Here is a 23,886-nt window from a genome sequence, read left to right on the forward strand (position 1 = left end):
CACTTCATGCTGGTCAGCGAAATGCCCCATGGCGGGCAGAAGCTGTCGGGGTATGGCAAGGACATGTCGATGTATGGGCTGGAGGATTACACCGTCGTGCGGCATGTGATGTTCAAGCATTAAAAGCTTCGCTGGCAAGCCAGCTCCTACAAAGGTTACGCAACCCTGTAGGAGCTGGCTTGCCAGCGAACGAGTCGACTCGGTTTCAAGGTCAGACAAACAAAACAATAACCACCGATCCGGGCGGCGCCTCCAGGCCCCGTCACGGCATCGGACATCCGAAATCTGCCGATTTTCCGGAGAAACACACATGACTGCATCACCCGATCTCTCTACTGCCGTCGTCGACAGCGACGCCGAGCAACTGCGAAAACTGGGTTACACCTCCAACTTCAATCGCAGCATGAGCTTGTGGGAAAACTTCGCCCTGGGCTTCACTTATCTCTCGCCGGTCGTAGGGGTTTATACCCTCTTCGGCCTGTGCCTCGCCGCTGGCGGGCCGCCGATGTTCTGGGCCTACCTGCTGGTCGGTTGCGGCCAGTTACTGGTGTGCCTGATCTTTGGTGAAGTGGTGTCGCAGTTCCCGATTTCCGGTGGCGTGTACCCGTGGGCGCGTCGCCTGGTGGGCAAGCGCTGGGCGTGGATGGTCGGCTGGATCTACTCCATCGCCCTGTGCGTGACCATCGCCGCTGTTGCGGTCGGTGCCGGCCCGTACCTGGCCGCCATGCTCGGTTTTGAACCGAGCAACAACACCAACATCGTCATTGCCCTGGTGCTGACGCTGTTTGCCACGCTGATCAACCTCAGCGGCACCAAGGTGCTGGCGCGCATTGCCATGTTCGGCTTCCTCTGTGAACTGGTGGGTGCAGTGATCGTCGGCGTTTACCTGCTGGTCTTCGAGCGCCATCAATCGATTGGCGTGCTGTTCAACACCTTCGACATCAGCGTCGATGGCTCATACCTGCCGGCCTTCCTCACCGCCTCGCTGGCGGGTATGTTCCTCTACTACGGCTTCGAGGCCTGCGGCGACGTGGCCGAAGAAACCCCGAACCCGAGCAAGAAGATCCCGGTGGCCATGCGCATGACCATCTACATCGGCGGCGTTGCAGCGATGTTCGCCTGCCTGGCGCTGATCCTCGCCGTGCCGGACATGCAAGCGGTGATCGATGGCACTGACAAGGACCCGGTCGGCACCATCCTCAACAACGCTTTCGGCCCGGTGGGCTCGAAGATGGTGATGGGCGTGGTGATGATTTCCTTCATCTCCTGCGTCATCAGCCTGCAAGCGGCGGCGAGTCGCCTGCTGTACTCCTACGCCCGGGATGAAATGGTCATCGGCAGCCGACTGCTGAAGAAGATTTCTCCGACAACCCAGGTTCCGGTTGCGGCACTGTTCGTGTCCGGCGTCCTGCCAGCGTTGATCATCATCCTCGGCTTCTTCCTGCAGGACGCGGTCGCCACCATCGTCAGCTTCGCCGCCATCGGTATCTACCTGGCCTTCCAGATGATCGTGCTCGCTGCGCTGTACGCCCGCCTCAAAGGCTGGAAGCCCAGCGGCAAATTCACCCTCGGCGCCTGGGGCTGGGCAGTGAACATCGGCGCGCTGGTCTACGGCGTCGGCGCAATCATCAACATGGCCTGGCCCCGTACGCCGGATGCGGCGTGGTACATCAACTACGCCATGGTCTTGAGCACCGCCATCGTCATTGGCCTGGGGTTGCTCTACATGTGGATCGCCAAGCCGTATGACCACGGCACGGCGCCTGCGGGGGATGCGTGGAAGGTTAGTCGGTAATGGAAACTGCCCCCGGTGCCAATAGGCACCGGGGGCATCAAGCGCCTTTAGCAGGCAAGCATTTCGAAACAGTTCCTGGCGCCCCGCGGATGCGCCCCCAGCTAGAGTTTCCCTACCAGGCACGTGGTAGTGGTTGACGATAGTCGCAGCAAGGCCTAGGGTGTTTACGTCGTTTACAACGTATACATCTTTAGGAGAGCCACCATGGCCTCGCCCGTTTTGTCGTTTCGCGTCGAAGAACTCCTGGCTCAACAACTGGATCAGCTAGCGGCTGCCACCGATCGCGACCGTCAGTACCATCTCAAGCGTGCACTGGTTCGATATGTAGAAGCCGAGTCATGGCATCTGCAAGCCATAAGCGACGGCATAGCCGATGCCGATGCTGGAAAACTGACCGATCTGGACGCCGTGAAGGCTAAGTGGGAAAAACGTGCCGAGCGTAGTACTGACTGAGAAAGCTGAAAGCGACCTGGACGCCATCCATGAACATTACCGAGAGGTCGTAGGCGTGGGTGCTGCCATCGAGATCATTTCCACCATGCTGCAAAGTTTCCGGCAGTTGGAACAGTTTCCCGGCTCAGGCAGGCCTTCTGTCATGCCTGATATACGAGAGTTGGTACTTGGTCGCTATCCCTTCATTGCCCCGTATCGATTTGCCAATGGCCAGATACAGGTGTTGAGGGTGCTGCATCAGCGTTCGGAACGTTCTCAGGATTGGTAAGGGGAGAACGTCCAGCCGCGACAGGGTTGCCGCGACTGAATGTTCCATTTCTTCAAAACCTTGAAACACTGCGCATCGCATCCACCAGATAACGCATCGCAATGCGATCACTCTCCGACAATTCCCGATAGCGCTCCACCAGCTTCATCTCCTCGTTATTGAGCCGACGTCTTCGCCGGCCAGTGGATAGGCACGCAAAGATTCCCAACATTTCGGTGATGCCTTGTACTTTCGACATGGACGATGTCCTTCTCTACGTCAAAGAAAACTTCAGAAACCGCATCGCCCTACCCGTTTTCAGCAGTCACCTTGTGCCCACTGAAGCCACCGGCCCGAAGGGCAGAAACCGGTCATGCCCATAGAATAGAAACTATCCGGGCGCTGAAAAGCGATTTTTAGAGTAATTAGTCGAAAAAAGCAGAAATGCCCTGTAAATCAGAATCCGCTGTCGGAAACGTTAACCGACATTTCTTGTTTCATTGCCGCGCCATCGTCACGCCATCAATCATTTTTTCTGCGCAACCGAACGGTTTAAGCTATTCGTTATCTGTTTAAAAGGCAGTTGCGTTTGGCCGAAGGCATGTCCGAACCGATATTTTTGATCCAGCAGTGCCAGGGTCGGCGCGGGATCGTTCACGACAGGTTGAATTTATGCATCGCAGGAATTTGCTCAAAGCCTCCATGGCCATTGCCGCCTACACCGGTTTGTCGGCCACCGGCCTGCTCGCTGCCAGTGCCTGGGCAAGCAATGGCACGGCGGATGGCGAGGCTCAAGCGTTCGACTTCGACGCGCTGAAGGCCCAGGCCAAGCAACTGGCCAGCAAGAGCTACCAGGATACCAAGCAGGTGCTGCCGCCCACCCTGGCGACCATGACCCCGCAGAACTTCAACGCGATCCGCTATGACGGCAAGCATTCGTTGTGGAATGATTTGAATGGTCAGCTGGATGTGCAGTTTTTCCATGTCGGCATGGGTTTCCGCCAGCCGGTGCGCATGTACAGCGTAGATCCAAAGAGCCACATGGCCCGCGAAGTACATTTCCGCCCTTCGCTGTTCAACTATGAAAATACGTCCGTCGACACCCAGCAGCTCAAGGGCGACCTGGGCTTTTCCGGGTTCAAGCTGTTCAAGGCGCCTGAACTGGACAAACACGACGTGGTGTCTTTCCTCGGCGCCAGTTACTTCCGCGCGGTAGACGCCACCGGCCAGTACGGTTTGTCGGCCCGCGGCCTGGCAATCGACACCTATGCGAAGAAGCGTGAAGAATTCCCCGACTTCACCAAGTTCTGGTTCGAGACGCCCGACAAGGACAGCACGCGCTTCGTGGTCTACGCCTTGCTCGATTCGCCGAGCGCCACTGGCGCCTACCGTTTTGACATCGATTGCCAGGCCGAGCGCGTGGTCATGGAGGTCGACGCCCATGTCAACGCACGTACCGCCATCGAACAACTGGGCATCGCACCGATGACCAGCATGTTCAGCTGCGGCACCCACGAGCGCCGCATGTGCGACACCATTCACCCGCAGATCCACGACTCCGATCGCCTGGCGATGTGGCGTGGCAACGGCGAATGGATCTGCCGCCCGTTGAACAACCCGGCCACCCTGCAATTCAACGCCTTCACCGACAAGGACCCGAAAGGTTTCGGCCTGGTGCAGACCGATCACGAGTTCGCCAACTACCAGGACACCGTCGATTGGTACAGCCGACGCCCCAGCCTGTGGGTGGAGCCGACCACCCCGTGGGGCGAAGGCTCTATCGATCTGCTGGAAATTCCTACCACCGGCGAGACCCTCGACAACATCGTCGCCTTCTGGACCCCGAAAAAACCGGTCGCGGCCGGCGACTCGCTAAACTATGGCTACAAACTCTACTGGAGTGCCCTGCCGCCCGTCGGTACTCCGCTGGCACGGGTCAATGCGACCCGCTCGGGCATGGGCGGCTTCACCGAAGGTTGGGCACCGGGAGAGCATTACCCGCAGGTCTGGGCCCGTCGCTTCGCCGTGGACTTCAACGGCGGCGGCCTGGATCGTCTGCCGCCGGGCACCGGCATCGAACCGGTGGTCACCTGTTCGAACGGCCAGGTGAAGGACTTCAACGTGCTGGTGCTCGATGACATCAAGGGCTACCGCATCATCTTTGACTGGTACCCGACCAACGACAGTGTCGAGCCGGTGGAGCTGCGCCTGTTCATTCGCACCAATGACCGCACGCTGAGTGAAACCTGGCTGTATCAGTACTTCCCGCCAGCGCCGGACAAGCGCAAGTACACCTGACGGAAAAAACAAAGCCCCGCTCAAATCGACCGGGGCTTTTTGCTTTGCGGCCTCACTCAGTCGCGCAAATCCGACTCATGAATGGGTTGGTCACGATGGGTCGCGCGGTGATACTGCGCCGGCCATATGGCTTTACGCCCACCCAGGTCATCGTCGGCATGCAGCGCCCAATAAGGATCACGCAACAGCTCACGAGCGAGGAAGATGATGTCGGCCTGACAGGTGCGCAGGATATGTTCGGCCTGCGCCGGTTCGGTGATCATGCCTACAGTGCCGGTGGCGATGCCTGACTCCTTGCGCACACGCTCGGCGAACCGAGTCTGATAACCCGGGCCTGTGGGGATTTCCGCGTTGACTGCCGTGCCACCCGACGAAACATCGATCAGGTCCACGCCCAGGTCTTTCAGGCGCCGTGCCAGCTCGACGGTTTCATCCGGGTTCCAGCCATCCTCCACCCAGTCGGTGGCGGACACCCGCACGAACAGCGGCAATTCTTCGGGCCAGACGTTGCGCACCGCTTCGGTCACTTGCAACACCAGGCGAATGCGGTTTTCGAAGGAACCGCCGTACTGGTCACGCCGCTGATTACTCAGGGGCGAAAGAAACTGGTGCAGCAGATAGCCATGGGCCGCATGCACTTCGACCACCTTGAAACCGGCCGTGAGCGCGCGCTGCGCCGCGTCGACAAAGGCCTGGATGATCTGGGCGATATCACCGTCGTCGAGCTGTCTGGGTTGTGTGTGCTGAGGGTCGAACGCGATCGGTGACGGGCCGACCGGCTGCCAGCCGCCCTCGTCGATTTTTACGCTGCCATGCTTGCCGAGCCAGGGCCGATAGGTACTGGCCTTGCGCCCTGCGTGGGCCAACTGAATGCCGGCGACGGCGCCTTGAGCGGCAATGAATCGGGTGATGCGCTGCAGGGGTTCGATCTGCTCATCGTTCCACAGGCCAAGGTCCTGGTCGGTGATACGCCCGTCGGCCGTGACCGCCGTGGCTTCGGTAAAGACCAGTCCCGCACCGCCAACGGCGCGACTACCGAGGTGGACCAGGTGCCAGTCATTGGCCAGGCCATCGACGCTCGAATACTGGCACATGGGCGACACCGCAATGCGGTTGAGCAGGGTCAATTGACGAAGGGTGTAGGGTTCAAGCAGCAGACTCATGGGGCACCTCTCAAATCAGTGGGCAGGCTCCAGGGTTCTGTTTGAATAGTCGACGAGTGACATGAAAGGGATGCAGCACCCGCCCCCGCGGGCAAAAAATTGACAAGACGTCACAAGGATAATCAAGCAGTGCTTTAGAGCCTAGTTCACATCGGGGACATCGGGGGCTGCGATCTTTTCATCTTTAACGCTTATCGCGGTTCGATATGGGCAATCATCAGTTGAACCGTCTCGTTGCCGCGAAACTCGTTGACATCGAGTTTGTAAGCCAACTCGACCCACTTGATGGTCGGGTTCGGCCAGACCTCACGGTCGATGCCAAAGGCAATGCCATCGAGTTTGACCGAGCCGCATTCACTTCTTAGCACCACTTTAAGGTGACGTTCACCCACGACGCGCTGCTCGACCAACTGGAACACCCCATGAAACAGCGGCTCGGGGAAGTGTTGCCCCCAAGGGCCGGCATGACGCAAGGCACGCGCCAATTCCAGGTGAAACTCCTCGACAGCCAGAGTACCGTCCGACAGCAAACGCCCTGTCAGATCCTCTTCGCGCAATTGCCGGCGCACTTCGGCGTCGAAAGCTTCGGCGAACAACGGAAAATTCGCCTCCGGCAGCGTCAGGCCAGCGGCCATGGCATGGCCACCGTATTTGGTGATCAGGTTCGGATGCTGCGCCGCCACCACGCTCAGGGCGTCGCGAATGTGAAAGCCCTGGACCGAACGTCCCGAACCCTTGAGCAAGCCGTCGCCGGCATCGGCAAAGGCGATGGTCGGACGGAAATAACGCTCTTTCATACGCGAGGCAAGGATACCGATGACCCCCTGGTGCCACTCGGGATCGAACAGGCACAAACCAAATGGCATTGATTCCACCGGCAAATCCTTGAGCTGGGCCAGCGCTTCGCGCTGCATGCCCTGCTCGATGGATTTGCGGTCCTGGTTCATCCCGTCCAGTTGCGCCGCCATCTCCCGCGCGAGCGCCACGTCTTCGGTCAGCAGGCATTCGATGCCCAGGCTCATGTCATCCAGTCGCCCGGCGGCATTGAGGCGTGGGCCGACAATGAACCCCAGGTCGGTGGAGGTGATGCGCGCATGGTCGCGCTTGGCCACTTCGAGAATCGCCTTGATGCCCGGCCGGGCACGTCCGGCGCGTATCCGTTCCAGGCCCTGATGCACCAGGATGCGGTTATTGGCATCCAGCGGCACCACGTCGGCCACGCTGCCCAACGCCACCAGATCAAGCAATTCGCCGATGTTGGGCTGCGGCTTGCTGGTGTACCAGCCGAGTTCGCGCAAACGCGCGCGCAAGGCCATCAGCACATAAAAAATCACCCCCACGCCAGCCAGCGCCTTGCTCGGGAACGTGCAGCCTGGCTGGTTCGGATTGACGATGGCATCGGCCAGCGGCAGTTCGTCGCCGGGCAAATGGTGGTCGGTGACCAACACGTTGAGCCCGGCCTTTTTCGCCGCGGCCACGCCTTCGACGCTGGAAATGCCGTTGTCCACGGTAATCAGCAGCTGAGGCTGACGCTCCAGGGCCACCGCGACGATTTCCGGGGTCAGGCCGTAGCCGTAGTCGAATCGGTTGGGCACCAGATAGTCGACATGCGCCGCACCCAACAGGCGCAAGCCCAATGTGCCTACAGTACTGGCTGTGGCGCCGTCGGCATCGAAGTCGCCAACGATGAGGATCCGCTGATGCTGCTCGAGCGCGGTCACCAGCAAATCCACCGCTGCCTCGATGCCCTTGAGCTGCTGGAACGGAATCAGCCGCGCCAGGCTTTTATCCAGTTCGGCTTCGGATTGCACGCCCCGCGCTGCGTACAGCCGGGTCAACAGCGGTGGAATATCACCGAGAAATGGCAGGGTGTCGGGCAGCAGGCGAGGTTCGATGCGCATGGGGTGACAGGTGCTTCTCTTCAATACGTAGGATTAAACCGGTGAGGCCGCGACTGATCAGCCGCGTTCGCCCAACAGCCACTGCAACTGGACTTCATGCTGGCCGCGGTCGTCGGTGACGAAAATCGTCCCTTCGCTGATCATCACGTCCCACTTGATCACCCGGGGCATGTCTTTGGCCAGGGTTTCCAGGACTTCCTGAGGGACCGCCGCGATGTTGACGTTTTTCAGGTTCTTGATCGCCGGGATCACCTTGCCTTCCCAGACGCGCAGGCTGCCGTAGGCCAGCAGGCTGGTGCGTTCGGTGCGGCGCGAGCACCAGGTCAGGCGATCGGCGTCCGGTTGACCGACTTCGATCCAGTGCAGGACACGGTCATCCAGGCTTTTTTCCCACAACGCTGGCTCATCCACGTCCGACAGGCCACGGCCGAACGACAGCTGCTCGTTGTACCAGAGGGCGTAGGCCAACAGGCGCACGGTCATGCGCTCTTCGGTTTCCGAAGGGTGGCGGGCGATGGTCTGCTTGACGGACTCGTAGACGCTGCGATCGAGGTCGGTGAGGTTCAGTTCAAACTTGTAGGTCGTGGACGGCTGGGCCATGAACGGGCTTCTTGATACGTGGAAAGGCGGCAAGTCTAACCGATGCAGCCACCAATCAACGAATAGAAGGCGAAGTCCCTTGGGCGCCTGACAGTCGGCTATGTTAAAACTCTGTACTCGCTCAACCTTTGTCCTACAGGAACCCGCATGCCGTCCTCTGCCAAACCGCTCTCAGGTCTGAAAGTCATCGAATTGGGTACCTTGATCGCCGGCCCGTTCGCCTCGCGCATTTGCGCTGAATTCGGTGCCGATGTGGTTAAGGTCGAGTCGCCGGACGGTGGCGATCCTTTGCGCAAATGGCGCAAGTTGTACGAGGGCACCTCGCTGTGGTGGTTCGTCCAGGCACGCAATAAAAAGTCGCTGACGCTGAACCTCAAGCATCCGGACGGCCTGGCGATCCTGAAGAAACTGCTCAGTGAAGCAGACATCCTGATCGAGAACTTCCGCCCCGGCGTACTGGAAAAACTTGGCCTGGGCTGGGAAGTCCTGCATGCCTTGAATCCAAAGCTGGTCATGGTGCGGCTCTCGGGCTTCGGCCAGACCGGCCCGATGAAGGATCAGCCCGGGTTTGGCGCGGTCGGCGAATCCATGGGCGGCCTGCGCTACATTACTGGGTTTGAGGACCGGCCACCGGTGCGCACCGGGATTTCCATCGGTGACTCGATTGCCGCGCTGTGGGGTGTGATCGGTGCCCTGATGGCCCTGCGTCACCGCGAGGTCAATGGCGGTGAGGGCCAAGTGGTGGACGTGGCGTTGTACGAGGCGATCTTCGCCATGATGGAAAGCATGGTGCCGGAGTTCGACGTGTTCGGCTTCATCCGCGAACGTACCGGCAACATCATGCCGGGCATCACACCCTCCTCGATCCACACCAGTGCCGATGGCAAGCATGTGCAGATCGGTGCCAATGGCGATGCGATCTTCAAGCGTTTCATGCTGATCATCGGCCGGGAGGACCTGGCCAACGATCCGCTGCTGGCCAGCAATGACGGCCGGGACAGCCGTCGCGACGAAATCTACGGGGTCATCGATCGCTGGGTCAATTCGCTGCCCCTGGACAGCGTCATCGAGCGCTTGAACCAGGCCGACGTACCGGCCAGCCGAATCTTCAGCGCCGAAGACATGTTCAGCGATCCTCAATACCTGGCCCGGGAAATGTTCCTGCAGGCCAAACTGCCCGATGGCAAGGACTTCAAGATGCCTGGGATCGTGCCGAAACTCTCAGAAACGCCCGGTGATTGCGAATGGGTCGGTCCGCAACTGGGAGAGCACAACGCCCAGGTACTCCAGGAACTTGGCTATGACGCGTCGCAGATCACACAGCTGCGCAAAGACGGGGCCATCTGAGCTCAAGCGTCTGTTTGCGCGACTCATCACGCCCGGCCTGTTGCGGGTCGGGTGGCGGCGCCTGGGCGCGTTGGCGAGCCTGGCCCTGATCCTTACGCTGGCCTCGCCGGTGTCGGCGCAGCCCAAGGAAACCCTGGTCTGGCTGAAACGCGACCTACCGCCGCTGTTCATTTTCGACGGTCCGGAAAAAGGCCAGGGGGTCATCGATCAGTTGCTCCGGCAACTGATCGCCGGCATGCCGCAGTACAAGCACAGCGTGCTGAAGGTCAATCGTGCCCGCGGTTTGCAGATGCTGCACGAACCGGCACTCACCTGCGATGCCGCGCTGAACTGGAGCAAGGAGCGCGAAAGCTGGATCGCCTTTTCCATGCCGGTCTTTCGCGCCATGAGCAATGGCCTGGCGATACGGCGTAACGATCGGGAAGTACTGACGCCATTTCTCAAGGATGGCGAGGTGGACCTGGCGGCCCTGTTGGCCACCGGCAGTGTGACGCTGGGCATTGTTGCCGAACGCAACTATGGCGAGTATCTCGACGGCTTGCTCAAGCAGGCGCCGGGCAAGGTGCTGACGTCGCACTACGGCAACGACGCCCTGGGCAGCCTGTTGCAGATGCAGCGCCTCGGGCGCCTGCAGTTGCTGTTGGGCTATCGCCCGGAGATTCGCTATCAGGCCCAACAACAAGGCATCGCTGAAGATGAACTGCAGTTCTACCCGATTCGTGGCACCGGCAAATACCTGTCAGGCTACATAGGCTGTACCAATACGCCCCAGGGCCGCCAGGCGATCGTCGAGATCAATCAGCTGCTGCGTGCCCTGCCCCGGGATCACTTGAGCGAGGCATACGCTGGCTGGCTCGACCCGCAAAGTCGTAGCGACTACTTGCAAGCGGCCAAGACTTTTTTCGAGCAGCAGGACGGCTACTGACAATTGCCGGGCAAAAAGAAACCCCGAGAAGTGGGGAGACGACTCGGGGTTAAACGTGGTCTTTTCAAGGACCCGTAACGGCAAGCGGCAAGCACCGGAGCACAATGCTTGATCTTGCTGTTACTAGGTCTGACGATGGGGATGCAGGAAGGTTCCCACAACCTGCAATTCAATTTCGACTGGACAGCAGCTTGTCCTGTGCCGCATTGCGCAACGCGGCGATCACACAGGGTTCCAGGCGTCCTTCAGCAATCAGCACGTCGCGGTGCAAGCCGTCGACGACATCCGTCAGCTGACGCTTATCGGTCAACTGCGCCTGATTGAACGCGCGATCGACCACGATGGCGCCGATTTCATTCTTCAAGGTCACCCGGCATTCGCCATGCATGCCTGACGGGGTCAACGTCACCTGGTACGGGCTCAGAGCCTCGCCGAGCAAGAGACTGATACTTTCCATCCGATCACCACTCAATAGTCCGAAAACAAAGTGCCTGGGGCGTGTGTACAGTAAATGACCGCTGGTCCGAGTAGAAAGTTCTGAAGATCAACCTGCGCCTCTGGTCGATAGAGCATGCACGGCGAAGATGACAGGGAAAAAACAACCGCATCACGCCTGTCCGCTTCGGCGACCGGTAGATCGCCATGGGGATCGCTATCGGCAAATGTGGCCTGCAAAAACCACAAAGCCCGTCAGGAGACGGGCTTTGTGGTGTGACAGGGTTTACCTTTTTACAAAGGCTTACCGCGGTTGCCATGCTGGCTCACAAAGGCCTGCACGGCCTTCAGGTCATTCGGCAAGACGGTGCAACGCTCGTCTCTTTCAAACAAATCAGAAAGATGTGCAGGGAGCTCGAGAGCTTTTCCTACACCGGCTTTTTCCACGGCGTCCGGGAATTTGACCGGATGGGCCGTGCCCAGGATCACCATCGGGATATCCAGGCTGCGACGGCATTCCCGTGCGGCCTTGACGCCGATCGCGGTGTGCGGGTCCAGCACTTCGCCGGTCTGTTCATAGACTTCGGCGATGGTTTCGCAGGTTTGCGCATCGTCCACGGCCAGCGAGTCGAACAGTTTGCGCGCTTCGGTCCAGCGCTCCTGCTCGACGCTGAAACCGCCGCCCTGCTTGAAGCTGTCCATCAGCCCGGCAATCGCCGCGCCGTTGCGACCGTGCAGGTCGAACAGCAGGCGCTCGAAGTTCGAGGACACCATGATGTCCATCGACGGCGACAGGGTCGCGTGCAGTGTTTCCTTGACGTACTGGTTGCCGCTCATGAAGCGGTGCAGGATGTCGTTGCGGTTGGTGGCGACGATCAACTGGTTGATCGGCAGGCCCATGTTGCGTGCCAGGTACCCGGCGAAGATGTCGCCAAAGTTACCGGTCGGCACCGAGAACGCCACCGAACGCGCTGGACCGCCCAACTGCAGGGCCGCGTGGAAGTAGTAGACGATCTGGGCCATGATCCGCGCCCAGTTGATCGAGTTTACCGCCACCAGGCGTGTGCCCTTGAGGAAGCCCTGGTCGGCGAAGCTCGCCTTGACCATTTCCTGGCAGTCATCGAAGTTGCCTTCGATGGCGATGTTGTGGATGTTCTCGCCGAAAATGGTCGTCATCTGGCGACGCTGCACTTCGGACACACGGTTGTGCGGGTGCAGGATGAAGATGTCGACGTTTTCGCAGTGCTTGCAGCCTTCGATGGCCGCCGAGCCGGTATCGCCGGAAGTGGCGCCGACGATCACCACGCGCTCGCCGCGCTTTTCCAGCACGTAGTCGAGCAGGCGACCGAGCAGTTGCAGGGCGAAGTCCTTGAATGCCAGGGTCGGGCCGTGGAACAGCTCCAGCACCCATTCGTTGCCGTTCAGCTGACGCAGCGGTGCGACGGCGCTGTGGGCAAACACACCGTAGGTTTCTTCAAGGATCTTTTTGAAATCGGCATCTGGAATGCTGCCGGTGACGAACGGGCGCATAACGCGAAAAGCCAGCTCGTGATACGGCAGGCCGGCCCAGGAAGCGATTTCTTCCTGGGTGAAACGTGGCAGGTTTTCCGGGACGTACAGACCGCCGTCGGTGGCAAGACCTGCCAGCAGGACGTCTTCGAAATTCAGGGCCGGTGCCTGGCCGCGGGTACTGATGTAGCGCATAGGGGCAAACCTTCGGTTTGAGCTTTGAGCTTCAAGCTATAAGCGACAAGTTAAAGCTGAACTGCTTTCATCTTGCCGCTTGGGGCTTACAGCTCGCCGCTGTTTTAATTTAGTTCAGGTGCTCGACGCGGATCCGGACTACCGGACCGACCACACCCGCCAAGGCTTCCAAAGCGGCGATGGCGTCGTTGATACGCTGCTCCACCACACGGTGGGTCAGCAGGATCATCGGTACCAGGCCATCGTGCTCCTCGGCTTCCTTCTGCATGATCGACTCGATGTTGATGCCACGCTCGGACAGGATGCTGCCCACCTGGGCCAGGACGCCCGGATGATCCTTGGCCTGGATCCGCAGGTAGTACGCGCTTTCGCAGGCTTCGATCGGCAGGATCGGGTGCGCCGACAGCGAATCCGGCTGGAAGGCCAGGTGCGGTACACGGTTTTCCGGATCCGAGGTCATGGCGCGAACCACGTCGACCAAGTCGGCGATCACCGACGAAGCGGTCGGCTCCATGCCGGCACCCGCACCGTAGAACAACGTCGAACCGGCGGCGTCGCCGTTGACCATCACCGCGTTCATCACGCCGTTGACGTTGGCGATCAGGCGATCGGCCGGGATCAGCGTCGGGTGCACGCGCAGTTCGATACCGGCCGCGGTGCTGCGCGCCACGCCCAGGTGCTTGATGCGGTAACCCAACGCTTCGGCGTAGTTCACGTCAGCGGTGGTCAGCTTGGTGATGCCTTCGGTGTAGGCCTTGTCGAACTGCAGCGGGATGCCGAAGGCAATCGACGCCAGGATCGTCAGCTTGTGCGCCGCATCGATGCCTTCGACATCGAAGGTCGGGTCGGCTTCGGCGTAGCCCAGGGCTTGCGCTTCGGCCAACACGTCTTCGAAGGTCCGGCCTTTCTCGCGCATCTCGGTGAGAATGAAGTTGCCGGTGCCGTTGATGATACCGGCCACCCAGTTGATGCGGTTGGCGGACAGGCCTTCACGGATCGCCTTGATCACAGGGATGCCGCCAGCCACGGCCGCTTCGAACGCGACAATCACGCCCTTCTCGCGTGCCTTGGCGAAAATTTCATTACCGTGAACGGCGATAAGCGCCTTGTTCGCGGTGACCACATGCTTGCCATTCTCGATGGCCTTGAGTACCAGCTCGCGGGCAACGGTGTAGCCGCCCATCAGCTCTATGACGATGTCGATCTCAGGGTTCGTGGCCACTTCGAAGACATCGGTGGTAATCGCAATACCGGTCGTTTGGAACTGAGGCTTTGGCGTGCGCATGGCAATTTGTGCCACTTCGATTCCACGCCCGGCACGACGAGCAATTTCCTCGGCGTTGCGCTGAAGTACGTTGAAGGTACCGCCACCGACGGTCCCTAACCCACAGATGCCTACTTTGACCGGTTTCACTGTGAACTCCCCATAAAACGGCCGACTCGAGGCCGGCCGTGAAAACAGCCGCATGCTCGCGGCTCACTATTGATGGCCCGACTGAGCTGCCGTCGGACCACACTCGTCAAAGGCTGACTCGTATTACTTTGCGCTCAGCGCCAGTTTGGCGACTTGTGGCGCCGGCTGGTAGCCCGGAATGACCTGGCCGTCCGCCAAAACGATGGCCGGTGTGCCATTCACGCCAATCGACTGGCCGAGGGCGAACTGCTTGGATACCGGGTTATCGCACTTGGCGGCCTTGATTTCCTTGCCGTCGACCATCTTGTCCATGGCCGCTTTCTTGTCCTTGGAGCACCAGACCGCCTGCAGCTGCTCGTCACCCGGCGAACCCAGGCCCTGGCGCGGGAACGCAACGTAGCGCACTTCGATGCCGCGCTTGTTCAGTTCAGGCACTTCGGCATGCAGTTTATGGCAGTACGGGCAGGTGGTGTCGGTGAACACGGTGATGTGCGACTTGGTTTCACCAATGGCCGGGTACACCACGGTTTCGGCGACAGGGATGGCGTTGACCAGTTTGGAAACGCCCAGGCGCTCGGTCTTCTCTGTCAGGTTGATCGGCTTGCCGTCCTTGAGCTGGAACATGTAACCCTGGACGACGTACTGGCCGTCGGCGCTGGCGTAGAGCACGCGGCTGCCTTGCAGCTTGACTTCGTACAGACCGGGCAGAGGACTGGCGGAAATGCTTTCCACCGGCACTTCGAGCTGGAGGTTTTCCAGGCTTTTACGAATGGCTTTATCGGCCGCGTCATCGGCGACGGCAAAGGTGCTGACCAACGCAATGGCGGCGGCGGCGAAAATCTGGGTCAGACGCATGAGATCTCCTGAAGACGGACAAATGGAACGCTCAGAACGCCCGTGCCGAAACACCGGGTCATAAACGCCCATCGTGCAAACCGGCAAAGCCTACCACATAAGGCTCGTGTGGCCGAATGCACCTGTCGCAAGACATTTTTGAGAACACCGACATCCCTGTGGGAGCGAGCTTGCTCGCGATAGCGGTGTGTCAGGCGACATTAAAATTGGATGTGCTGGCCTCATCGCGAGCAAACTCGCTCCCACAGGGTTTTCGGTCAACCCCGCGGATGGTGTTTGGCGTGCAAATCCTGCAAACGCGCCCGCGCAACGTGAGTGTAGATTTGGGTAGTCGACAGGTCGCTGTGGCCGAGCAGCATTTGCACCACCCGCAAATCGGCGCCGTGGTTGAGCAAATGCGTAGCGAAGGCATGGCGCAATGTATGTGGTGACAGCGACTTGCCGATCCCGGCGACCTTGGCCTGATGCTTGATCCGGTGCCAGAACGTCTGGCGGGTCATCTGCTCGCCGCGCTGACTGGGGAACAACACATCGCTCGGCCGGCCGCCTAGTAGTTCGCCACGACCATCGCGCAGATAGCGTTCAACCCAGACGATCGCCTCCTCGCCCATCGGCACCAGCCGCTCCTTGCTGCCCTTGCCCATCACCCGCAACACGCCCTGACGCAGGTTGACCTGCTCCAGCGTCAGGCTGATCAGCTCCGTCACCCGCAGGCCGCAGGCGTAAAGCACTTCGAGCATGGCCCGGTCGCGCTGGCCGATGGCTTCGCTCAGGTCCGGTGCTTTCAGCAGCGCTTCCACATCAGCTTCCGACAAGGACTTGGGCAACGGCCTGCCCAGTTGCGGCATATCGATGCGCAACGTCGGATCGACAGCGATCAGCTTTTCCCGCAGCAGATAGCGATAGAAGCCGCGCACGCCAGAGAGAAATCTGGCCGTTGAACGGGGCTTGTAGTTTTGCTCCAGGCGCCAGGCCAGGTGATCGAGGATCAATTCGCGCCCGGCGTTGAGCAACTCCAGGCCTTTTTCCTGCAGCCAGCCATTGAACAGGGCCAGATCGCTTCGATAGGCATCGCGGGTGTTATCGGAAAGACCTTTCTCAAGCCACAGCGCGTCGAGAAACTGGTCTATCAAGGGATGATCGATGGCAGGCATAAAGACTCAGGCAAGGCCGACAGTACGGCCTGGGAAGATAAATCGCAGGCAACAAAAAAGCAGCCCGTAGGCTGCTTTTTTCTGCATCGGAAGCTGGACTTAAGCCAGTTTTTCCTTGATGCGAGCTGCTTTACCCGACAGGTCACGCAGGTAGTACAGCTTGGCTTTACGTACGTCACCGCGACGCTTGACAGCCATGCTGTCGATTTGCGGGGAGTAGGTCTGGAAAGTACGCTCTACGCCAACACCGTTGGAGATCTTACGCACGGTGAATGCACTGTTTACGCCGCGGTTACGCTTGGCGATTACAACGCCTTCGAACGCTTGCAGACGCGAACGGTCGCCTTCCTTCACTTTCACCTGAACGACAATGGTGTCGCCCGGGGCAAAGGTAGGGATCTCTTTGGTCATCTGCTCTGCTTCGAGTGCAAGGATGATTTTGTTAGTCATGCTGTGCTCCTAAGGTAAATCGTCGGATCTACCATCGATACGAAGTTAACTATCGTCCCGCTCGCGGATGTATTCCTCGAGCAGCTTCTTCTCTTCTCCAGAAAGCGAGCGGCTTTCCAGAAGATCGACGCGTCGTTCAAAGGTCCGACCAAGGGACTGCTTTAAACGCCAACGCCGGATGTGCGCGTGATTGCCACTTAGCAATACGTCGGGAACACGCTGATCCGCATACACCTCCGGTCGGGTGTAGTGCGGGCAATCCAGCAAACCATCCGTAAAGGAATCTTCCTCGGCGGAGTCCGCATGCCCTAAAGCTCCAGGCAGCAGTCGTGTAACCGCATCGATCAGGACCATCGCCGGCAGCTCGCCGCCAGACAGTACATAGTCGCCAATCGACCACTCTTCATCGACATGAGCATCAATAAAACGCTCGTCAATGCCTTCATAACGACCGGCAATCAGGATCAATGCATCCAGATTCGCCAACTCGCGTACCGCCGACTGAGTCAGTTGACGGCCTTGGGGGGACAGGTAAATCACCTTCGCTCCCTCCCCGGCGACTGCCTTGGCCTCAACCAGAGCATCTTCCAGGGGCTTGATCTTCATCACCATGCCCGGACCACCGCCAAAAGGGCGATCATCCACAGTGTGGTGTCGATCCGTCGTGTAGTCTCGCGGATTCCAACAGGTGAGCTGCAACAGCCCCTGTTTCACCGCCCGACTGGTGATGCCGTACTCGCTGATGGCGGAGAACATCTCGGGAAACAAACTGATCACTTCTACGCGCAAGTTAGCCACGCTTAGAAATCCGCATCCCAATCCACCTTCATCTCGCCCGCGACCAGGTCGATGGCCAACACGCATTGCTCGGTATAGGGCAACAGGCGTTCGCGATCATCCAGGCTGCCAGCGCAAGGCTTGACCACCATTACATCATTCGAGCCGGTCTCCAGCAGGTGATCGATCTTCCCGAACAGTTGTCCGAGGGTGTCGATGACCTTGAGACCTTCCAGCTGGTACCAGTAGTACTCGCCGTCGGTCAGTTCAGGGAACAGGTTGCGTGGCACGCAGATCTCATAACCGGCCAGAAGACGAGCTTCTTCACGATCATCGAGACCCTTGAGCTTTGCGACCAGGAACTTGTCGTTCCCGCGTCCGCTGACCAGCTCTACCTGCTTTACATTGCCGTCACGCTTGAGCGTCCAGGTTTTGTAATCCAGCAGGTTCTTAATCGGATCAGTAAAGGAATACACCTTCACTTCGCCGCGAACGCCGTGAACCGAGTAAATCTTGCCGATAACGATCAAATCATCAGCAGCAGCTGGCGTCGCGTTCATATTGCTCAGGCCGCAGCCTTAGCAGATTCCTTCAACAACTGAGCAACGCGCTCAGAAGGTTGTGCACCAACGCTCAGCCAGTAGGCTACGCGCTCTTGGTTCACGGACAGACGAACTTCTTGACCACGAGCAACAGGGTTGAAGAAGCCAACCTGTTCCTTGTGCGAACCGTCGCGCGGGTTGCGGCTGTCGGTTACGGTCAAGTGGTAAAACGGGCGCTTTTTGGAGCCGCCAAGGGCAAGACGGATTGTTAGCATGTGAACATCGTTCCTGTAGTCGGTGCTGCAAATCTAAAGGCACAGCGGGCATAGGTGCCCGAAAGGCCGCATATTCTAAGGAATATCCGGACTTTTGCAAATGACTTTTTCCGGCTGCCTTTCGGCTGCCATCCAGATTTGCTATAGAGCCGTCGGTAAAAACGGCCGGTCAGCTCCCGCCAAGTGCGGGTTTGCTGTGAATCCCACGTCCGTGTGGGGCAGCGCCGACATGACTGCCGGCGCGAATTCTTTACATTTTCGGCATGCCGCCGCCGGGCAACATACCGCCCATGCCGCGCATCATCTTGGCCATTCCGCCTTTGGCGGAGAATTTCTTCATCATCTTCTGCATCTGCTTGTGCTGCTTGATCAAGCGACCGATGTCCTGCACCTGGGTGCCGGAGCCCATGGCGATACGGCGCTTGCGCGAACCGCTGATCAGCTCAGGGTCACGGCGCTCGGCCGGGGTCATGGAGTTGATGATGGCTTCCATCTGCTTGAACTGTTTCTCTGCCGCGCTCTGGGCGTTGCCCATCTGCGCCAGGTTCACACCGCCCATGTTCGGCAGCTTGTCCATGAGGCCGCCGAGGCCGCCCATGTTCTTCATCTGTTGCAGCTGGTCACGGAAGTCTTCGAGGTCGAAGCCCTTGCCCTTCTTCAGCTTCTTGGCCAGCTTGTCGGCCTTGTCCTTGTCGAGGGTCGCTTCCGCCTGCTCGATGAGGCTGAGCACGTCGCCCATGCCGAGGATGCGCGAGGCGATACGCTCGGGGTGGAACGGGTCGAGCGCTTCGCTCTTCTCGCCCATACCGATGAACTTGATCGGCTTGCCGGTGATGGCTCGCACCGAGAGGGCGGCACCGCCACGGGCGTCGCCGTCGACCTTGGTCAGGATCACGCCGGTCAGTGGCAGCGCATCGCCGAATGCCTTGGCCGTGTTGGCGGCATCCTGGCCGGTCATGGCGTCGACCACGAACAATGTTTCGACCGGGTTGATCGCGGCATGCAGCGCCTTGATCTCGCCCATCATCTCTTCATCGATGTGCAGGCGACCGGCGGTATCGACGATCACCACGTCGATGAATTTGAGTTTTGCTTCTTTAATAGCCGCTTGCGCGATCGCGACCGGCTTCTGGCTCAGGTCGGACGGGAAGAAGGTAACGCCGACTTCACCCGCGAGCATTTCCAGCTGCTTGATCGCCGCTGGACGATAAACGTCCGCCGATACGACCATGACCGACTTTTTCTTGCGCTCTTTAAGGAAGCGCGCAAGTTTGCCGGCGGTGGTGGTTTTACCAGCACCCTGCAAACCGGCCATCAGGATGACCGCTGGCGGCACGGCACTCAGGTTCAGGTCTTCGTTGGCCGCGCCCATCAGGCTTTCGAGTTCGGCCTGGACGATCTTCACGAAGGCCTGGCCCGGCGTCAGGCTGCGCGACACCTCGGTGCCGACAGCGCGTTCCTTGACCGAATTGACGAAGTCCTTGACCACCGGCAGGGCGACGTCGGCTTCGAGCAACGCCATGCGCACTTCGCGCAGGGTGTCTTTGATGTTGTCCTCGGTCAGCTTGGCCTTGCCGGTGACGTGGCGCAGCGTCTGCGAGAGACGGTCGGTTAAGTTTTCAAACATTGCGCGATCCTTTCAGGCCCTGTGTAGACCGGGATAATGGCGGCCCAGACCGGACTAAACATGTGCTCGGCGAGCCTGCGGCGTGGGCAGGTCGCGGATTATAGCGAAGACTGCGTCTGGCGGACACCTCGCACTTTCGTGTCGCGTGGGTTCTATGCCAAACTCAGCGACTTTCGGGCTTGCCTAACAGGACTTATGCTCCCCTTGTCACCCAGTTTGCTTACTACTCTCGCCGCCGCCTGCTTATATGCCGCTGCGACTTTCTATCAAGGCACTCGCCTGGCCACCGGCGCCAAGGCCAACAAGCGCCTGCTGGTTACGCTCGGCGTGCTTGCGGTGCTGGCCCACAGCGCCAGCCTTGTCACCCACCTGCTGACGCCGATTGGCCTGGGCCTGGACTTTTTCAGCGCCGCCAGCCTGATTGCCGCCGCGGTCATCGCCCTGACGCTGCTGGCCTGCTCACGGATTCCGGTGGAGAACCTGCTGCTCCTGCTGTTCCCCCTGGGCGCGTTGACCGCGCTATTGGCGCAGTTCGCCCCCGCCGGCACCGTGCAGATCATCGACGAAGCGCCAGGCATTCTCGCCCACATCCTGTTGTCGATCCTCGCCTACGGCATGTTCACCATCGCTGTGTTCCAGTCGTTGCTGCTGCTGCTCCAGGATCATCAACTCAAGCACAAGCACCCGTCCGGGCTGATCAAGAACTTCCCGCCGCTGCAAACCATGGAAAGCCTGCTGTTCGGTTTCCTCTGGGCCGGCTGGACGCTGCTGTCGCTATCGCTGATCTCCGGCTGGCTGTTCGTCGACAACCTGTTCGCCCAGCACCTGGTGCACAAGACCCTGCTGGCCTGCCTGGCCTGGATCGTCTTCAGCGTGCTGCTCTGGGGCCGTAACCGCCTTGGCTGGCGCGGCCACAAGGCCATCCGCTGGACGCTGGCCGGCTTCTGCCTGTTGATGCTGGCGTATTTCGGCAGCAAGCTGGTTCGTGAATACATCCTGCACATCTGACGGGCGGCAATAATGGACGACTTGCCCATAGGGCCGATGCTTGCAGTAGTGGCCTTGCTGATCTTGTGGTCGGGCCTGTTTACTGCGATAGAAGCCGCGCAGCAGCACTTGCTGGCCCAGCGCACAGCCTCGCGCGCAAGCGACAAACCGCTGGCCAAACTGAGTTTCCCCCTGGTCAGCCTGATTTTCTGCAATACCCTGTGCCGCGCCCTGGTGCTGGTCATCTGCACTTTGCTGGCGATTTTCACCTGGGCTGAAAACGGCCCGTGGCTGGCGAGCCTGGGCGCTGGCGCCCTGCTGTTGATCCTGGCCGACTACCTGCCCCGCGCCCTCGCAGTTCGTCATCCGGACGCGATCCTGGCCTTGGGCAACAACTTGTTGCCCATACCCCTGAAGCTTATTTACCCGGCGGCATGGCTGCTCAACGCCATCAGCCAATGGCTGCTGCGCCCGTTCGCCCGCAAAGCCAACGTCGTGCAACAGAGCGAAGACGAGCCAGTGCAACTGCGGCACGACCCTCAAGGCCATCACGAGCATGCCGTCAGCCGCCCACACGCGCTGCCGGGCATCCATGCGCTGGACAACATCACGGTCAACGACATTCTGGTGCCACGCAGCGAAGTCGACGGGATCAACCTCGACGACCCGATCGAAGACATCATCGAGCAACTGCGCCACAACCAGCGCACGCGCCTGCCGGTATTCCACAGCGACATCAACCAGGTCGAAGCAGTGCTCAATACCCGGCAAATCGCCCATTTGCTCCCCGACGCAAGCCTGACCCTGGAAGCGTTGCTGGCGGCCTGTCGCGAACCCTATTTCGTCCCTGAAAGCACCCCGTTGCAATTGCAACTGCTGAACTTCCACAAGCAACAGCGGCGCCTGGGCATGGTGGTCGACGAGTACGGCGAGGTATTGGGCATCGTCACCCTGGAAGACATTCTCGAAGAAATCGTCGGCGAATTTGAAAGCCAGCAAAGCCAGGACAACCCGCACATCCATCCACAGGCCGATGGCCGCCTGGTAATCGACGGCGCCGCCTCGATCCGCGATCTGAACAAGAGCCTGGGCTGGCACCTGCCCAGCGATGGCCCGAAAACCCTGAACGGCCTGGTGACCGAAGCGTTGGAAACCATCCCGGACTGTCCGGTATGCCTGAAAATCGGCCGCTATCGGCTGGAAATCCTCGAGACCGAGGACAACCGTGTCACTCGGGTATTGATTTGGCATACCAACCCGACTCCCAGTGCTTTACCTACCCACTAGATTTGCACTTGTTGAATCGTTAGCCACCTTCCTATAATCGAGCCGCTTACCCAAGCCTCGCCGCCCCGTGCTTACCCCGCACACCGCAAGTTCCGGCCTGACCATCAGAAACGTCCGCTACAAACCGACGACTGCTCCTACCGGGAGCATCGACCCGCGCCAGCACCCACATCCCTGGGTAATCGACCATAATAATTCGCTCCACTGGGGCACATGACTGTCAGGGATTACCGCATGACGACCAGCACGACTTATAGCGACTCCACGCCCGCACAACCGGTGAACTCCGCCACCCGCGTGGCCACCGCGAGCTTCATCGGCACAGCCATCGAGTTCTACGACTTCTATGTGTACGCCACCGCCGCCGCGCTGGTGATTGGCCCGGTGTTCTTTCCCCAGACCTCCGGCACGGCGCAGATGCTCTCGGCCTTCCTCACGTTCGGCATCGCCTTCCTTGCACGACCGCTGGGTTCGGCGCTGTTCGGGCACTTTGGCGACCGCATCGGCCGCAAATCGACCCTGGTCGCCTCCCTGCTGCTGATGGGCGTGTGCACCACGCTGATCGGCGTGCTCCCGGGTTACGACAGCATCGGCGCCTGGGCACCGATCCTGCTGTGCGTGCTGCGTTTCGGCCAAGGCCTGGGACTGGGCGGCGAATGGGGCGGCGCCGCCTTGCTCGCCACCGAGAATGCGCCCAAGGGCAAGCGCGCCTGGTTCGGCATGTTCCCGCAGCTGGGCCCATCCATCGGCTTTCTCGCGGCCAACGGCCTGTTCCTGACCTTGGCCATGGCGCTGGATGATGAACAGTTCCGTGCCTGGGGCTGGCGGATACCCTTCCTGCTCAGCGCCGCGCTGGTGATGGTCGGCCTGTACGTGCGCCTCAAACTTCACGAAACACCGGTGTTCGCCAACGCAATGGCTCGCCAGGAACGGGTGAAGATCCCGCTGGTGGAGCTGTTCAGCCAATACTGGGTGCCGGTGTTGCTGGGGGCTGGCTCGATGGTGGTGTGCTATGCGCTGTTCTACATTTCGACCGTGTTTTCGCTGAGTTACGGCGTGGCGACGCTCGGCTACAGCCGCGAAACCTTCCTCGGCCTGCTGTGTTTCGCGGTGCTGTTCATGGCCGCTGCCACACCGCTCTCAGCCTTGGCCAGTGACCGTTTCGGGCGCAAACCGGTGCTGATAATCGGCGGCGTGCTGGCGATCCTGTCGGGCTTTCTGATGGAGCCGCTGCTGACCCAGGGTTCGACCTGGGGCGTGGCGCTGTTTCTGTGCATCGAACTGTTTCTGATGGGCGTGACCTTCGCGCCGATGGGCGCGCTGCTGCCAGAGCTGTTTCCGACCCACGTGCGATACACCGGCGCTTCGGCGGCCTACAACCTGGGCGGGATCGTCGGGGCATCGGCGGCACCGTTCTTCGCGCAGAAACTGGTAGCGATGGGGGGACTGGGTTATGTCGGCGGGTATGTATCAGGGGCGGCGGTGCTGAGCCTGATTGCCGTGCTGTGCCTTAAAGAGACGCGCAATAACGACCTGAATCGGGTTGCCTGAGTAAGATCGTTCCCACGCTCTGCGTCACTAGTGTCCGGTAAACATGTTTCATAGCTGAAGGCTGCCTTGGGCAGCCTTCAGCTTTTCTCGCTTTTGCCT

Annotated in this window: 23 protein-coding genes; 9 read left to right on the forward strand and 14 right to left on the reverse strand. The window is 59.9% G+C overall.

What is annotated here, in order from left to right; all coding sequences use genetic code 11:
* The first annotated feature begins 310 nt into the window (after positions 1-310).
* The 3 genes from ACIO0C_RS29540 to ACIO0C_RS29550 all read left to right on the forward strand — a co-directional run bounded on the left by ACIO0C_RS29540 (position 311) and on the right by ACIO0C_RS29550 (position 2,516).
* Positions 311-1,795 carry an APC family permease gene (locus ACIO0C_RS29540; RefSeq protein WP_401317784.1) on the forward strand — a complete coding sequence of 495 codons (1,485 nt, stop codon included), beginning with the start codon at positions 311-313 and terminating at the stop codon, positions 1,793-1,795.
* A 204-nt stretch (positions 1,796-1,999) separates the two neighbouring features.
* Entirely contained in the window at positions 2,000-2,248 is a 249-nt protein-coding gene (locus ACIO0C_RS29545; RefSeq protein ID WP_008057832.1) for a CopG family ribbon-helix-helix protein, read from the forward strand.
* Positions 2,226-2,516 carry a type II toxin-antitoxin system RelE/ParE family toxin gene (locus ACIO0C_RS29550; protein WP_401317787.1) on the forward strand — a complete coding sequence of 97 codons (291 nt, stop codon included), beginning with the start codon at positions 2,226-2,228 and terminating at the stop codon, positions 2,514-2,516. Before ACIO0C_RS29545 ends, ACIO0C_RS29550 begins: the two co-directional genes overlap by 23 nt.
* A gap of 52 nt (positions 2,517-2,568) precedes the next feature.
* Here the strand turns inward: ACIO0C_RS29550 and ACIO0C_RS29555 are convergent, their stop codons facing one another.
* A complete protein-coding gene (locus tag ACIO0C_RS29555) occupies positions 2,569-2,754 on the reverse strand; it encodes a hypothetical protein (protein ID WP_401317790.1) in 186 nt (61 codons plus the stop codon).
* Positions 2,755-3,167: 413 nt separating this feature from the next.
* Between ACIO0C_RS29555 and ACIO0C_RS29560 the strand changes: the two genes are divergently transcribed.
* Positions 3,168-4,793 carry a glucan biosynthesis protein D gene (locus ACIO0C_RS29560; protein ID WP_401317793.1) on the forward strand — a complete coding sequence of 542 codons (1,626 nt, stop codon included), beginning with the start codon at positions 3,168-3,170 and terminating at the stop codon, positions 4,791-4,793.
* A 56-nt stretch (positions 4,794-4,849) separates the two neighbouring features.
* Here the strand turns inward: ACIO0C_RS29560 and ACIO0C_RS29565 are convergent, their stop codons facing one another.
* From ACIO0C_RS29565 to ACIO0C_RS29575, 3 genes are all read right to left on the reverse strand, one after another.
* Positions 4,850-5,956: an NADH:flavin oxidoreductase/NADH oxidase gene (locus ACIO0C_RS29565; protein ID WP_401317796.1), complete on the reverse strand. Its 1,107-nt coding sequence runs from the start codon at positions 5,954-5,956 to the stop codon at positions 4,850-4,852.
* A 191-nt stretch (positions 5,957-6,147) separates the two neighbouring features.
* The gene (gene recJ / locus ACIO0C_RS29570) at positions 6,148-7,857 is read right to left on the reverse strand and encodes a single-stranded-DNA-specific exonuclease RecJ (RefSeq protein WP_401317799.1); all 1,710 of its coding nucleotides are present in this window, start codon (positions 7,855-7,857) and stop codon (positions 6,148-6,150) included.
* A 57-nt stretch (positions 7,858-7,914) separates the two neighbouring features.
* Entirely contained in the window at positions 7,915-8,457 is a 543-nt protein-coding gene (locus ACIO0C_RS29575; RefSeq protein ID WP_008057823.1) for a YaeQ family protein, read from the reverse strand.
* A gap of 147 nt (positions 8,458-8,604) precedes the next feature.
* Between ACIO0C_RS29575 and ACIO0C_RS29580 the strand changes: the two genes are divergently transcribed.
* Positions 8,605-9,804 (forward strand): CaiB/BaiF CoA transferase family protein, encoded by a 1,200-nt coding sequence (locus tag ACIO0C_RS29580; protein ID WP_401317802.1) that lies wholly within the window; start codon positions 8,605-8,607, stop codon positions 9,802-9,804.
* The gene (locus tag ACIO0C_RS29585) at positions 9,758-10,729 is read left to right on the forward strand and encodes a TIGR02285 family protein (RefSeq protein ID WP_401317805.1); all 972 of its coding nucleotides are present in this window, start codon (positions 9,758-9,760) and stop codon (positions 10,727-10,729) included. Before ACIO0C_RS29580 ends, ACIO0C_RS29585 begins: the two co-directional genes overlap by 47 nt.
* Before the next feature lie 169 nt (positions 10,730-10,898).
* On the opposite strand, the gene ACIO0C_RS29590 is transcribed toward ACIO0C_RS29585, so the two are convergent.
* From ACIO0C_RS29590 to ffh, 10 genes are all read right to left on the reverse strand, one after another.
* Complete coding sequence (locus tag ACIO0C_RS29590; RefSeq protein ID WP_401317807.1) at positions 10,899-11,186, reverse strand: DUF3509 domain-containing protein; 288 nt, start codon at positions 11,184-11,186, stop codon at positions 10,899-10,901.
* Between the two features lie 272 nt (positions 11,187-11,458).
* Complete coding sequence (gene thrC, locus ACIO0C_RS29595) at positions 11,459-12,868, reverse strand: threonine synthase (RefSeq protein WP_223459908.1); 1,410 nt, start codon at positions 12,866-12,868, stop codon at positions 11,459-11,461.
* A 109-nt stretch (positions 12,869-12,977) separates the two neighbouring features.
* Entirely contained in the window at positions 12,978-14,282 is a 1,305-nt protein-coding gene (locus tag ACIO0C_RS29600; protein WP_180205890.1) for a homoserine dehydrogenase, read from the reverse strand.
* Positions 14,283-14,405: 123 nt separating this feature from the next.
* The gene (gene dsbC, locus ACIO0C_RS29605; protein ID WP_401317810.1) at positions 14,406-15,137 is read right to left on the reverse strand and encodes a bifunctional protein-disulfide isomerase/oxidoreductase DsbC; all 732 of its coding nucleotides are present in this window, start codon (positions 15,135-15,137) and stop codon (positions 14,406-14,408) included.
* Positions 15,138-15,394: 257 nt separating this feature from the next.
* Positions 15,395-16,291 (reverse strand): site-specific tyrosine recombinase XerD, encoded by an 897-nt coding sequence (gene xerD / locus ACIO0C_RS29610; protein ID WP_168757294.1) that lies wholly within the window; start codon positions 16,289-16,291, stop codon positions 15,395-15,397.
* Between the two features lie 99 nt (positions 16,292-16,390).
* Positions 16,391-16,741 (reverse strand): 50S ribosomal protein L19, encoded by a 351-nt coding sequence (gene rplS, locus ACIO0C_RS29615; protein ID WP_003175895.1) that lies wholly within the window; start codon positions 16,739-16,741, stop codon positions 16,391-16,393.
* Between the two features lie 45 nt (positions 16,742-16,786).
* The gene (gene trmD, locus ACIO0C_RS29620) at positions 16,787-17,539 is read right to left on the reverse strand and encodes a tRNA (guanosine(37)-N1)-methyltransferase TrmD (RefSeq protein WP_008057805.1); all 753 of its coding nucleotides are present in this window, start codon (positions 17,537-17,539) and stop codon (positions 16,787-16,789) included.
* A 2-nt stretch (positions 17,540-17,541) separates the two neighbouring features.
* Positions 17,542-18,078, reverse strand: coding sequence for a ribosome maturation factor RimM (gene rimM / locus ACIO0C_RS29625; protein WP_008057803.1), 537 nt, complete (start codon positions 18,076-18,078; stop codon positions 17,542-17,544).
* Positions 18,079-18,083: 5 nt separating this feature from the next.
* Positions 18,084-18,335 (reverse strand): 30S ribosomal protein S16, encoded by a 252-nt coding sequence (gene rpsP, locus ACIO0C_RS29630; RefSeq protein ID WP_003198088.1) that lies wholly within the window; start codon positions 18,333-18,335, stop codon positions 18,084-18,086.
* A gap of 250 nt (positions 18,336-18,585) precedes the next feature.
* Entirely contained in the window at positions 18,586-19,962 is a 1,377-nt protein-coding gene (gene ffh, locus ACIO0C_RS29635) for a signal recognition particle protein (RefSeq protein ID WP_008057801.1), read from the reverse strand.
* A 195-nt stretch (positions 19,963-20,157) separates the two neighbouring features.
* Here ffh and ACIO0C_RS29640 point away from each other — a divergent pair, with 195 nt between their 5' ends.
* The 3 genes from ACIO0C_RS29640 to ACIO0C_RS29650 all read left to right on the forward strand — a co-directional run bounded on the left by ACIO0C_RS29640 (position 20,158) and on the right by ACIO0C_RS29650 (position 23,787).
* The gene (locus ACIO0C_RS29640) at positions 20,158-20,970 is read left to right on the forward strand and encodes an inner membrane protein YpjD (RefSeq protein WP_401317816.1); all 813 of its coding nucleotides are present in this window, start codon (positions 20,158-20,160) and stop codon (positions 20,968-20,970) included.
* Between the two features lie 12 nt (positions 20,971-20,982).
* Positions 20,983-22,236: a transporter associated domain-containing protein gene (locus tag ACIO0C_RS29645; protein ID WP_401317818.1), complete on the forward strand. Its 1,254-nt coding sequence runs from the start codon at positions 20,983-20,985 to the stop codon at positions 22,234-22,236.
* A gap of 234 nt (positions 22,237-22,470) precedes the next feature.
* Positions 22,471-23,787: an MFS transporter gene (locus tag ACIO0C_RS29650; RefSeq protein ID WP_401317819.1), complete on the forward strand. Its 1,317-nt coding sequence runs from the start codon at positions 22,471-22,473 to the stop codon at positions 23,785-23,787.
* Positions 23,788-23,886 lie beyond the last annotated feature (99 nt).

It is taken from the genome of Pseudomonas sp. NPDC087336, assembly GCF_044744285.1.
Taxonomy (GTDB): Bacteria; Pseudomonadota; Gammaproteobacteria; order Pseudomonadales; family Pseudomonadaceae; genus Aquipseudomonas.